The sequence below is a fragment of the Collinsella aerofaciens genome, assembly GCF_015546965.1.
GTDB classification, from domain to species: Bacteria; Actinomycetota; Coriobacteriia; order Coriobacteriales; family Coriobacteriaceae; genus Collinsella; species Collinsella aerofaciens_X.
Genome location: NZ_JADMUF010000001.1, coordinates 226,423 through 239,661, shown reverse-complemented (window position 1 = coordinate 239,661; position 13,239 = coordinate 226,423). Strand labels below are relative to the sequence as shown.

Genomic DNA, 13,239 nt, shown 5'->3' with positions numbered 1-13,239 from the left:
TTAGCTCCTCTTTGTTTTGAATCGTGTCGGCGGGGCTATCGTGTCATCGAACAGCTCCGGATAGCGGGTCTTGAGCCCGCCGTCTTCCCCTTCAAACCGCTTGGCCTTTTTCTTGACCAGCGCTTGCAGCTCGAAAAGACTTGATAGCGCAATAAGTGAGTCAAGACCCAGATTGCCGTCGAGATATGCCCGCACGCCGTACAGAATTCTCGCCTCCGGCTTGAGCGGGGTACGGCAGTATTCCATATCGAGAAGAAAACAACTCGGCTCTCCGATATAGACGGGGTACTCCAGGGGATATTCAATCTGACAGCCGTAGGCGTACATGTCACTCGTATCGCCATTTTGCCGATGGTGCCTGAGCAGGTCGTCGGCCTTATTTGCGGCGCATTCCCTGTAGGTGGAAGGCGGAAGCTCATCCATGACCCGCTTCGTGGTCCATGTCTGCATATTGAGAAGCAGCATGGGGTCGCCAGGGTCGCCGTGACGACAAATGATGTCGCCGGCGTGGAATGGCGTCGGGATGTCAAACCACATCAGCTCAAAGGCAAAAGTGGGGTCTTCGCCCTCGCGTTCCTTGTCGATGCAGCGCAGCTGGCAATCCATGACCTTGCCATTTGCGTCGAGCATGAGCTTATCGGCGGCATAGTAGTCTTCGTTCGGATCGATTGGGCGGCGTGTTATTTCAATCGAGGTAGGATTCTCCTCCTCAAGCTCATTCCAGATTGCCTCGAAACATTTTTCGTAGCTGGTGTAGGGGCCATAATTGCACCCGCTCTCATGGGGGCTTCCCGTTTTGTCCTCAAAGAAATACATGTGCTTGCCAGGCTGTTTGAACCGGGCGATTTTCTTGCGCTCCCATCTGATGACGTCGCGAAGAAAGACATGGAAGTTGGGGATATTGAACGTGCCGTATCGTCTGTTCATCGCACAATTGGGCATGTTTTCGAGAATCTTTTGCCAGGCCTCGATCTTCTGTTGCAGCGTCTTTTCGCTCGAACGGTTGACGATGAACGCTGCCTCGGGCGTGGTGGGCTCGTAGCCGATGTCCTTTAAGTGTTCCTTGATGTCGGGTGAGTCGAGAAACTCGAGAATGTCCGAACGTATGGCGCCGGCGCCGGCCGATATGCGGTATGGCTGCAGGCAGTCGTGTACGACCGATCCGTCCGACCATTGTTTGCCGTAGCTGGGGTCATCGTGCAGCTTTTTCGAGAGTTCGAGCATAAAGGAGCAATCATCGGGCAAGTCGCCGATATAGCGTTCGGCGGTGTAGAGCGCAGAGGGTGTGAAGTCGTCGAGGAAGCCGTCCGTGAAATCCCTCAAGCGGAGATTGCCTTCCTCAACGCCGTAGATTTTGCTCGGATAGGCGCACCAAACCTGGCCTTTGAACGAACTATCGTAGTCGTCTTCGAGCACGATGGCGAAACGTGGACCGTGGTCGAAGGGCCGACTATCGATCTTGATGATGTCGCCGGGGGACCAGGGGGTGTAGTAGACCTCACCATTGGCACAGAAGTGCTTGCTATTGTTCCACGGCAAGTGATCGATGCTTTGATGCGGAGTTCGCTGATTCCGGCGGTCGCTCAAAAAGACCAAATCGCCCGTCATGGTCGCGGCGAATATCAGCGAGGCTTGAGCGCGCGGGCGGTCGTGTAAGTCTTCGGCGGTATAGAGCTCAATCTGCCAGAATGATTCGGACCAATCTTCATCGGGGTCGTCATCGACGTATTGCTTCATAAGGGTTTGAGCGGCATCCCAAGAGGCAACGGGGAAGGGGCCATCAAAGGTGTCGTGCCCGCGCTCCTCTTCACCGTAAAACATGCCGGAGACCAGCAAGATACCGCGGTCACGGTCAACGTTGTAAAGTAAATCGAGTGCAGTGTCGAGCTGTTCGAGGCCGGAGTCGATCGCCTCGGCGTAATCCGATGAGACCTCTTTGCGAAGCTGTTCGAGCATGGCCCGTTTTTCGTCGAGCGTCTTGAGGGAGCCGCCGATGATTTTACAGAGGGAGCCATCTGCCATTCCCATGTGTTTGAACATATGAGCACGCAGCTCATCGTCCTTGATGCAACTGCAAACGAACTCCCTGCCGGCGTCGGTGATTACGGTATCTGCTTGGCTGTCCATAGCAACCTCCAATTCGGTCGTTGCCGTTAACATCCATCAGAGGTTGTGCTTTGTGGTCCCATTAACGGGTCTGATATGAATCTCACGTCAAACATACTTCTGGAAACGCACTGGTACATGGGTGTGCGCACTGAAAGGATTGCCATGGAGAATATGATGCTGGATCTTGTGACGAATAGCGCCGGTATGGCGGAGGCCTGGGAGGACACTTTCAGGGGCTATGAGGGATCGGCTGTGACCGGCTCAGCCGTCGCGTCGAACAGTTCCGGGTAGCGGTCCTTGAGCCAACCGTCTGCATCCTCGAATCCGCGCATCTTCTTCTCCGCCAGCGCCTGCAGCTCGCATGCGCTGGCCATCGCGGTGAGCGAGTCAATCGCCAGGTCTCCTTTGACATACGCCCTGACGCCGTAGAGAATTCGCTCCTCCGACTTGAGCGGCGCGCGGTAATAGTCGATATCCAAAAGAAACCCCTCGGGCTCCCCAATATAGAAGGGGAAATGCAAGGCGGATGAGACTTGGCAGCCGTAGGCGTACATGTCGCTGGTGTCGCCGTCATATCGGTGCCAGCGCAATAGCTTGTCGGCCTTTTGAACGAGGCGCTCTTTGTAGACGGAGGAGGCAAGCTCTTTGTCGACTCGTTCGGATCCCCAGGTTTGCAGGTCAAACAGCACCATCGGCTCGTCGGGGCGTTGGAGGTTGCAGACGATGTCTCCGGCATGGAAGGGCGTTGGGATATCGAACCACATGTCCTCAAAATCGCTTGCGGTGCCCGCCTCGTTCCACTCGCTTTTGTTGCGGTAATCGCAAGACATTACTTCGCCGTTCGCATTGAGTAAGACCATGTCGTCGGCATAGTGGTCTTCGTCTGGGTCGATGGGACGACGAGTGATCCTGATGGCTTTGGGATCGTCACCGTCGAGCTCTTTCCAGATTGCATCGAAGCACTTTTGATAGCTGCTATAAGGGCCGTAAAGACAACTGCCCTGGTCGCGCTGGTCCCACGAGTAGTCCTCAAAGAAATACAGACTCTTGCCGTCCGTCCTTGTGAAGTGCACGAACTTCCTTTGCTCCTGTTTGATGACATTGCGCAGAAAGGCGTGGAAGTTCGGGATGTTGACCGTGTCATTTCTGCGGCTCATGGTGCAATTGGGCATATTGTCGATGACCTTTTGCCAGCCTTCGAGCTTTTGCTGCAGCGTCGCTTTATGCGAGCAATTGACGATGAAAGCCGCTACGGGTGTGGTGAGCTCGTAGTTGATTCGCTGAAGATGCTCCTTAATGCTGAGCGAGTCCAAAAACTCAAAGATGTCCGGACGAATATCCCGCTCACTTTGGCTGGTAGGCTTGCGGTGCGGCTGCAGGCAATCGTGTCCGACCGAGCCTTCGGACCACTGCTTGCCGTAGTCGGGGTCGTCGTGCAGCTTCTGCGAAAGCTCGAGCATAAAAGCGCAGTCGCCCGGCAGCTCGCCGGTGTAGCGCTCAGCGGTGTAGAGAGCAGAGGGGATGAAGGGGTCCAAGAGACTGTCGCTGTAGGTGCCGGATGAAAGCGAACCCTCCTTAACGCCGTGATCTTTGCTAGGCCCTGCGCACCAGATCTGTCCCCGGAGCGTGTGCTCGTAGTCGTTTTCGAGCACAATGGCAAAGCGAGGTCCGTGGTCGAAGGGGCGACCGTCGATTTGGAGGATGTCGCCCGGTACCCACGGCGTGTAGATAGGCTCGTTGTTCGCGCAGAACCGCCTGCTATCGTTTCGCCAGACGCTTTCGACATGCGATCTGCGAGTGCGGTTATTGCGCTGGTCGCGGAGAAATATAAGCTCGCCATCCTTGGTTGCCGCAAACGCCAGGGAGGACTGCGCCGTTTGATGCTCGTGCAGGTCTTCTGGGGTGTATAGGTCGATCTTCCAGTACGATTCGGACCAGTCGTCTTCAGGATACTCTTCGATGTAGCGCTTCATGAGCGCCTGCGCGGCCTCCCACGATGCGGTGGGGAAGGGACCGTCGAGGGCGTCGGCGTCGCGCTCCTCCTCGTTGTAGACCATGACGTGCAGCAGGAGGATTCCGCGGTCGCGCTCGATGTTGTCGAGTATTTCAAGCGCGCCGTTGAGTTGGGCGAGATGCGAATCGATATCTTCGGTCAGCTCCGGCGAAACCTCCTTGCGGAGTTGCTCGAGCATGGTGCGCTTTTCATCAAGCGTCTTAAGAGAGCCGGCGATGATTGGCGCCGGCCAGTGTAGGTATTTACGCATGTGGTCTCGCAGCTCTTGGCTTTTGATGCAGCTGAGGACGAGGTCTTTGCCGGCATCGGTGATGCCATCGCTTGCCTGATTGTTCATGTCGGCCTCCTTATCAATCGTTACCGGCATGATGCAACGGGTGCGGCGATTGCTGGTCCCATTAACGGGACCAAGCAGCGGCTCGATGTGACAAAGGGACTGCCCCTTTGTCGCATCCAAATATTGCCTTTACGTGTTGATGCACACGGTGTGCAATAATACTCGCACTGTGCAATAGCGCACAGGCTGAGTAACAAGGAGGACGCTTGTCCCAGCTCGAGAAATGCGACCGCCGGTCCCTTCGCTCGCAGCGTGCCCTTCGCCAGGCGCTTGCCAGCGAGCTTGCGGAGAGCGGCGACCTTTCGCGCATTAACGTCGCGTCGCTCACCGAGCGCGCTGGCCTTACGCGCCGCACGTTCTATTCGCACTACCGCGATATCCCCGACTTTATCAATCAAATCGAGGACGGCTTGCTGGCCGAGATCCGTGAGCGCATTGAGCTCATCACCGCAGCTCAGCTGCCCGATCTCTATCACAACATCGATGAGCTCGAGCCGGCGCCCGGTTCGGTTGAGTTGCTGCGCTACCTTGCGGCCAACCGCGATTTAATCGGATCGCTGCTGGGCCCGGGCGGCGACCAGGCTTTCATTAAGAAGATTATCGACACCGCGCGTGAGGCCGTGGTGCCTCGTGCGCAGACGGGCATTTTGGGCCTGGCGCTGGGCACGTTCTTTGACTACTACGTTACCTACGTCGTGAGTGCCGAGGTTGGTCTGATCCAGCGCTGGTTTGAGCGCGGCCTCACCGAATCGCCCGAGGCCATGGCACGCATTATGACGGTTATCGCCTTTGTGCGTCCCGGCGACCTATATGGTCAACCCATCGATATCAACGTGCCGGAATACGGCTTGAAGCTATTGAACCTGCAGCTCGAGGATACGGCCGACACCGCCGCAACCGTCGAGTCCAACAACTAAGAGGAGAGATAATGAGCAAACTCGTCGAGGGCATTAAGGACCGCATGGTCGCTGCCGCACGCGAGGCCGCGCCCGCCGTGGTGGACGCCGCGCAGAAGGCCGCGACTGCCGCCGCCGAGAAAGTTGCCGAGGCAATTGTCGATGCCAAGAACGCGGCAGGGGAGGCGTCCGTCACCAGCGAGCCCACCACCGCCGCTGAGCCCGTAGCCACCGGCCGGGCCCCCGAAGGCGCGATCTTCAACTCCGAGAACGCTCGTGGCAACCTGCACCTGGGCATCGACGTGGGCTCCACCACCGTTAAGCTCGCCGTGCTCAACGACGACAACCAGATTGTCTACGCCAAGTACCAGCGTCATCACACCGATGTCCGTGCCTGCGCCCGCGATCTGTTCGAGGGCGCCGCGACCGTGCTGCCGACGGCCCAGATGACCTGCGCCATCACGGGCTCGGGCGGCCTGCTGCTGTCCCAGTGGCTCGACCTGGAGTTTGTCCAGGAGGTCATCGCCAGCAAGCGCGCCGTCGAGACCCTCATCCCGGCCACCGACGTTGCCATTGAGCTGGGCGGCGAGGACGCCAAGATCATCTACTTCGATAACGGCATCGAGCAGCGCATGAACGGCACCTGCGCCGGTGGCACGGGCGCGTTCATCGATCAGATGGCAACCCTGCTGCACACCGACGCGAGCGGCCTCAACGAGCTCGCGGCCAACGCCACCACCATCTATCCCATCGCCAGCCGCTGCGGCGTCTTTGCCAAGACCGATGTGCAGCCGCTGCTCAACGAGGGTGCCCGCCCCGAGGACGTCGCCGCTTCCATCTTCCAGGCCGTCGTGACCCAGACCATCTCGGGCCTGGCGTGCGGCCGTCCCATCCGCGGCAATGTTGCCTTCCTGGGCGGCCCGCTGCAGTACCTCTCCGAGCTGCGCCACCGCTTCTACCTCACGCTCAACCTGGACGAGGAGCACCGCATCGTGCCCCAAAACGCCCACCTGTTTGTGGCAAGCGGCGCCGCCATGGCGCATGAGTCCAACAAGCTCAGCACGTTCCCGCAGCTCATTGATGCCATCGATAGTCTGGGTGACACGCAGGGTGCCGAGGTCGAGCGTCTGGACCCGCTCTTTGCCACCGACGAGGACTTTGCCGAGTTCAAGAGCCGCCACGACACCGAGGTCGTCCCCAAGGGCAAGCTCGACGGCTACACCGGCCGCGTGTTCATTGGCATCGATGCCGGCTCCACCACCATGAAGGCCGCGCTCGTGGGCGAGGACGGCCAGCTGCTGCACACCTGGTACGGCAATAACAACGGTGACATCCTGGGCACGGCCAAGGTCATCATGGCCGATTTCTACAACCACATCCCTGCCGGCTGCACCATCGGCCATGTGACCACCACCGGTTATGGTGAGGCGCTGCTCATCGAGGCGCTCAAGGCCGACTCCGGCGAGATCGAGACCGTCGCGCACCTGCGCGGCGCCAAGGCATTCCTGCCTGGCGTCGAGTTCATCCTGGACATTGGCGGTCAGGACATGAAGTGCCTGCGCGTGAAGGACGGCGTGATCGAGCACATCATGCTCAACGAGGCCTGCTCGTCGGGCTGCGGCAGCTTTATCGAGAGCTTCGCCGTGTCTATGAACATGGACGTGCGCGCGTTTGCCGACGCCGCTATCCACGCCAAGGCCCCTGTCGACCTGGGCAGCCGCTGCACGGTCTTTATGAACTCGCGCGTCAAGCAGGCGCAAAAGGAAGGCGCCACGGTGGGCGACATCGCTGCCGGCCTGTCCTACTCCGTCATCAAGAACGCCCTGTTCAAGGTCATTAAGCTGCGCGACCCCAAGGAGATCGGCAGCCAGGTGATCGTCCAGGGCGGCACCTTTATGTCCGATGCCACGCTGCGCGCGTTTGAGCAGCTCACCGGCGTTCATGCCGTGCGCCCCGACATCGCCGGCTGCATGGGTGCCTACGGTGCGGCCCTGCTCGCCCGCGATCGCGCTGGCGCCGACGGCGTCTCGACCGTCCTTTCGGCCGAGGATATCGCGCACCTCACCGTGACGCAAAAGCATGTCCGCTGCGGTCGCTGCTCCAACAACTGCCAGCTCACCGTTAACGACTTTGGCGGCGGCAGGCGCTTCATTACCGGCAACCGCTGCGAGAAGGGCGCCGGCCACAAAAAGCAAAAGACCGAGGCTCCCAATCTCTTCAAAAAGAAAAACGAGCTGCTCTTTAACCGCGAGGTGCTGAGCCCCGACGAGGCCCCGCGCGGCACCGTCGGCATTCCGCGCGCGCTCAATATGTACGAGAACTACCCCTTCTGGCACGCGTTCTTTACGCGGCTGGGCTTTAGCGTGCAGCTGTCCGACCAGTCGAGCAAAAAGACCTACCAGGCGGGCATCGAGTCCATGCCGTCCGAGAGCGTGTGCTATCCGGCCAAGATGAGCCACGGTCACGTGATGAACCTTATCGACCGCGATGTCGACTTTATTTGGATGCCGTGCGTGCGCTGGGAGCGCAAGGAGGATCCGACCGCCGGCAACTGCTACAACTGCCCCATCGTTATGAGCTACCCCACGGCGCTGGCGCTCAACATTGACGAGATTCGCGAGCAGAACATCGAGTTCCTGTACCCGTTTGTGCCCTATCACGACAAGACCGAGCTCAAGCGCCGTCTGTTCCAGGTGCTCGCCGTCGACCGTGTGGCCGATGCTGAGGCCGGTCGCGGTCGCGTGCGTGGACCCAAGATCACGCGCTCCGAGGTCGATGCCGCCGTCAACGCTGCCTTTGAGGCCGACGCGCGCTTCCACGAGGATATCCAGACCATGGGCGAGGAGGCCCTTAAGTGGGTCGAGGACCACGGCGGCCACGGCATCGTGCTCGCCGGCCGTCCCTACCATAACGACCCCGAGATCAACCACGCCCTGCCCGAGCTTATCTCGAGCTTTGGCTTTGCGGTCTTTACCGAGGATTCGCTCGCGCATCTGGTAAAGCCCGAGCGTCCGATTCGCGTCGTCGATCAGTGGATGTATCACAGCCGCCTGTACGCCGTCGCCCGCTTTGTGACGATGCGCAACGACCTGGACCTGATCCAGCTCAACTCTTTCGGCTGCGGCCTGGACGCTCTGACCACCGACCAGGTGCAGGAGATCTTGGAGGCCAGCGGCAAGATCTACACCGTGCTCAAGATCGACGAGGTATCCAACTTGGGTGCCGCGCGCATCCGCATACGCTCGCTCATGGCAGCGCTTAAGGACCAGGAGGCCGAGCGCTTGGCCGAGGCCACGGCCGCGGGCGAGGCCTACGAGCAGGGCGATGCCGCGCCGGTGGCGCCCTCCACGGATGCCCCCGCGTTCGCGAGCCGCAAGTACACGTTTGAGGCTCAGCGCGAGAGTGCTTCGACCGCGTGGCCCAAGGTGCCCTTTACCGAGCAGATGCGCGAGGAAGGCTACACCATCCTGTGCCCGCAGATGGCCCCGATCCACTTTGACCTGGTCAAAGAGGTGTTCCGCGGTGCCGGCTACAACTTGGAGCTGCTGCCCTCGACTGACCACGATGCCGTCGAGGCCGGCCTGCGCTATGTGAACAACGACATCTGCTACCCGTCGATTCTGGTAACGGGCCAGATTATGGAGGCCATCGAGAGCGGCCGGTACGACCTGTCCAAGACAGCCGTGGTCATCAGCCAGACCGGCGGCGGCTGCCGTGCCACCAACTACATCGCGCTCATTCGCAAGGCCCTGCGCGAGGGCGGCCACCCCGAGATCCCGGTGATCTCGCTTTCGGCCGTGGCGCTCGGCGAGGACAACCCCGGCTTTAAGATTACGCCGGCGCTGCTCAAGCAGGCAGTCTATGCGGTGCTCTTTGGCGACGTGATGATGCAGATGCTCTATCGCTGCCGTCCGTACGAGGCCACGCCCGGTGCGGCCAACGCGCTCTACGAGGAGTACATGGCGCGCGCCCGCAAGCTGGCGCCCAAGTTCAACCGCCACAACTACACCAAGCTGTGCCGTGAGGCCATCCGCGCGTTCGACACCATGCCGCTCGTGGGCGAGGGCACCAAACCGCGCGTGGGCGTGGTCGGTGAGATCTTGGTCAAGTTCCACCCCACAGCCAACAACCACGTGGTCGATGTCATCGAGCGCGAGGGCTGCGAGGCCGTGGTGCCGGGCCTGCTCGACTTCTTCCTGTACTCCATGAGCAATGCTGAGCTGCAGAAGGACGAGTTGGGAAGCTCTGCCACTACGCGCGCTGGCATGCAGGCGCTCATTAAGCTCGTGGACTGGATGCGTACGCCGGTGGAGGAGATGCTCGAGAAGTCCCGCCGCTTTGAGGCACCCGAGCGCATCGGCACCATGGCCGACAAGGCCCGTACGGTGCTTTCGGTGTGCAACAACATGGGCGAGGGCTGGCTGCTCACGGCCGAGATGCTTGACCTGATCGACCATGGCGCGCCTAACATCATCTGCACGCAGCCCTTCGCGTGCCTGCCCAACCACGTGGTGGGCAAGGCCGTGATCAAGGAACTGCGCCGTCAGCACCCCGAGAGCAATATCGTCGCGGTGGACTACGATCCCGGTGCATCCGAGGTCAACCAGCTCAACCGCATTAAGCTCATGATCAGCGTGGCGAAGGAGAACATGCGCGCCGGCAAGGGCTTTAAGCTTGAGAAAGTGGCGCCGCTCGCGATGGACGAGGTCACCGGCCAGATGCGTGCCCACGATGGCTGCGTGAGCTGTGACTCGGTGAGCGAGGAGGCCGTGGCATCGGTCGCCAAGCGTCTGGGACGTGGCATTAAGAAGTAACTGGTCTGCTTTGGGCTGGATATGAGGCAAGCGGGTGGTAGCCGTACCGGTTACCACTCGCTTTTGCTGGACATGGAACCCTGAGATAATGAACATATGTAGCCGTTCGCCGCAAATTACCGTCCGTTTATAGAACCCATCCCCGGCGCGCGTCATCCTTACGGTTGAATAAATACACATCTATGGAATTACATAAGAGAGGACCGTTCCATGAGCTACAAGACCGTTTGCGTTGCCGGTGGCGGCGTGCTGGGAAGCCAGATTGCTTTTCAGGCTGCCTACTGCGGCTTTGATGTGACGATTTGGCTGCGCAGCGAGGGCAGCATCGGCCGCACCCAGCCCAAGATCGATCATGTACGCGAGGAGTACATCGCGGCTATCGAGGGCATGGCGGACGGTACGGGCGAGTGGTGTGCCGGTATCGCCGATAGCGGTCAGCCCTTCGACAAGGAGGCGGCACTCGCCGCCGTCGAGCGTGCCTACTCCACACTTAAGCTGGAGCTCGACCTCGCCAAGGCCGTGGCCGACGCCGACCTGGTCATCGAGTCTATGGCCGAGGACACCCAGGCAAAAATCGACTTCTACAAGAAGCTTGCCCCGGTCCTCCCGCAAAAGACCGTCGTCGTGACCAACTCCTCCACGCTGCTGCCGAGTACCTTTGCCAAGTACACCGGCCGCCCCGAGAAGTACCTGTCGCTGCACTTTGCCAATTCCATCTGGAAGAACAACATGACCGAGGTCATGGCTCAGGACCAGACCGACAAGCGCTATTTCGATGAGCTCGTCGACTTTGCTAACGATATCCGTATGCTTGCCCTGCCCGTCAACAAGGAAAAGAACGGTTACCTGCTCAACTCCATGTTGGTGCCCTGGCTGCTTTCGGGCCTGGACCTGTACGTCTCGGGCGTGAGCGATCCCAAGAGCATCGACCTCGCATGGACGCGTGGTACCGGCGCTCCCAAGGGCCCGTTTCGCGTATTCGACACGGTGGGCATCCAGACGGCCTACAACATCGTTATGCAGTATCAGAAGGTCCCGGGCCTGGTGAGCCCGCTGCTCAAAAAGATGATGATGCCCTACAACTTTAAGGCCATGGCATCCGTCCTCAAGCAGATGCTCGACGAAGGCAAGCTGGGCGAAAGCTCGGGCGAGGGCTTTTTCAAGTACTAAAGAAGATCTCTTGAGTGCGGAGGAAAGCGGATCGGTCGTGCTCTCAAGGCCGTGTTTCCGCGGTGCTGAAAGCCTAAGCTACCGCTAAGGGGTGTTTGTTAAGCTGCGAGTCATATTGGACAGGGCTGGGCAAACGCCATGGTTATACGAGGAAAACGACGGTGGCATTCAAAGACGGTAACGATATGGAATTGAGCGACAAAGACGGCAGGCTGCTCTCGCGTCGAGCGGCTCTTGCGGGTGTGGCGGGCGCGCTGGCGTTTGCCGGGACAGGGCTTATGGGCTGCTCGGCCGGCGGGGCTGCCGCGGGCGACGCATCTACTGCGCGCAACGAGCTTACCGACGAGCAAAAGAAGCTACACAAGCAGATCGTCGCGACCTACGACGTCAAGAAGCAGTCGGCCATCAAAGACCATCTCGATGCTGATTACGCCGCAGGCAGCTTTGACGAAACCGCCCCGTTCGTCAAGGCAGATCCCTTTGGCACCGATACCCTGAGCTGCTACGTGCGCTTTGCAACGGCGGATTCCGTAACCGTCTCCTACAAGGTCGCCGGTCGCAAAAAGCTCGGTGACGTGCCCAAAGTCGCTGCGTTTTCCCACACGCCCCGCGGCGGTGACACGCCGGCTACGGAGCACGAGTTCAAGGTTATCGGCCTCATTCCCAACCACAAAAAACAAGGTGACCCTCACCTGCACGGCGCAAGATGGCACCAGCCGCACTTCGACGTTCACGATCGAGACGCCGGCTCTCAAGGGCGAAGAAGAAGAGCAGCTCGCCGTCACGACGGGGGAGTCCAACACGCCGCTTGCCGATGGCCTCTTTACCATCTTGGGCAACGACTCGTCCAAGCTCGACTTTATGTACCTCTACGACAACGCTGGCCAGATTCGTGGTGAGGTGCCGATTATCGGCTACCGCAGCCACCGCTTGCTGTTCCCGGGCGACGGCAGCATGATCATGAGCGTTTCGACCACCAAGATGGCCCAGATCAACGCCATTGGCCAGGTGGTAAACGTTTGGAGCACGGGCGACTATGAGTTACACCACGACTACGCCTTTGATGACGATGGCAATCTGCTGGTGCTGGCGAGCCATGCCGGCTCCGAGGCCGATTTGGACGTCGATCGCGCGGCTGCCAAAAAAGACAAGGACGATCGCGCTAATGTCGAGGACCTCATCATCAAGATCGACATAGCAACGGGCGACGTCTCCCTAGTCGTGGACCTGGGCGATATCTTCCCCGACCTCAAGGCACGCGCCAAGGTGGCCTCGGACGGCGACCTGGATTGGATTCATATCAACACGATTCAGTGGCTCGGCGGCGGCACCGTTCTGCTCAGCTCGCGCGAGACCTCGACAGTTATCCAGCTCACCGATATCTACGGTACGCCCACGGTCGATTGGCTTATGGGTTCGCCCGATTTTTGGGCCGGATCGGGCTTTGAAGTCAAGTTGCTGCAAGCCCAGGGTGATTTTTCGCTTAACGCGGGCCAACACAGCGTGACGTATCTGCCGAGTTCTGACACGGCAACGACCGGTCGCTACCAGGTCCTGCTGTACGACAACAACTTTGGTGCGGCCGAAAGCTATCCCAAGTTCGACTGGGGCCAGCTGGGCGCCGCGGTGGTGACCGACTACAGCCGCGGCACGCATTCGTTTGGGCGCATCTTTACGGTGGACGAGACCGCGCGCACCTACGAGCTTGTGGACCAGATCGCAGTGCCGTTCTCGGGTTACGTCAGCAGTGCGCAGCGCGTCGGCGATTCAGATAGTATGCTCGTGGCTTCGGGCCAGGCCAAGACCTTCGCCGAGTACGATCGCTACGGTCTACCCATCGCCACCTACGAGATGGAAGCCGAGAAGTACATCTACCGCGTGTACAAGTACGACCTGTAG

At 59.8% G+C, this 13,239-nt stretch carries 7 protein-coding genes; 5 read left to right on the top strand and 2 right to left on the bottom strand.

All coding sequences use genetic code 11. The features are described from left to right. Together I1M21_RS01055 and I1M21_RS01050 are read right to left on the bottom strand one after the other, a co-directional pair. A complete protein-coding gene (locus I1M21_RS01055) occupies positions 1-2,127 on the bottom strand; it encodes a hypothetical protein (RefSeq protein WP_195192065.1) in 2,127 nt (708 codons plus the stop codon). Between the two features lie 218 nt (positions 2,128-2,345). Continuing rightward, positions 2,346-4,460 (bottom strand): hypothetical protein, encoded by a 2,115-nt coding sequence (locus I1M21_RS01050; RefSeq protein WP_229025492.1) that lies wholly within the window; start codon positions 4,458-4,460, stop codon positions 2,346-2,348. Between the two features lie 206 nt (positions 4,461-4,666). On the opposite strand from I1M21_RS01050, the gene I1M21_RS01045 reads away from it, so the two are divergent. The 5 genes from I1M21_RS01045 to I1M21_RS01025 all read left to right on the top strand — a co-directional run bounded on the left by I1M21_RS01045 (position 4,667) and on the right by I1M21_RS01025 (position 13,239). After that, a complete protein-coding gene (locus I1M21_RS01045; protein ID WP_195192063.1) occupies positions 4,667-5,377 on the top strand; it encodes a TetR/AcrR family transcriptional regulator in 711 nt (236 codons plus the stop codon). A gap of 11 nt (positions 5,378-5,388) precedes the next feature. Next, on the top strand, positions 5,389-10,170 hold the full coding sequence (locus I1M21_RS01040; protein ID WP_195192062.1) for a 2-hydroxyacyl-CoA dehydratase: 4,782 nt from the start codon (positions 5,389-5,391) through the stop codon (positions 10,168-10,170). A 210-nt stretch (positions 10,171-10,380) separates the two neighbouring features. Beyond that, the gene (locus I1M21_RS01035) at positions 10,381-11,340 is read left to right on the top strand and encodes a 3-hydroxyacyl-CoA dehydrogenase (RefSeq protein ID WP_195192061.1); all 960 of its coding nucleotides are present in this window, start codon (positions 10,381-10,383) and stop codon (positions 11,338-11,340) included. A gap of 161 nt (positions 11,341-11,501) precedes the next feature. Then, a complete protein-coding gene (locus I1M21_RS09720; RefSeq protein WP_271762613.1) occupies positions 11,502-12,239 on the top strand; it encodes an aryl-sulfate sulfotransferase N-terminal domain-containing protein in 738 nt (245 codons plus the stop codon). After that, positions 12,172-13,239, top strand: a complete 1,068-nt coding sequence (locus tag I1M21_RS01025) for an aryl-sulfate sulfotransferase (protein WP_229025514.1) — start codon at positions 12,172-12,174, stop codon at positions 13,237-13,239. Before I1M21_RS09720 ends, I1M21_RS01025 begins: the two co-directional genes overlap by 68 nt.

Coding starts and splice junctions, on each gene's coding strand:
- I1M21_RS01055 (WP_195192065.1), bottom strand. CDS start 2,127: ATGGACAGCCAAGCAGATACCGTAATCACCGACGCCGGCAGGGAGTTC.
- I1M21_RS01040 (WP_195192062.1), top strand. CDS start 5,389: ATGAGCAAACTCGTCGAGGGCATTAAGGACCGCATGGTCGCTGCCGCA.
- I1M21_RS01035 (WP_195192061.1), top strand. CDS start 10,381: ATGAGCTACAAGACCGTTTGCGTTGCCGGTGGCGGCGTGCTGGGAAGC.
- I1M21_RS01050 (WP_229025492.1), bottom strand. CDS start 4,460: ATGAACAATCAGGCAAGCGATGGCATCACCGATGCCGGCAAAGACCTC.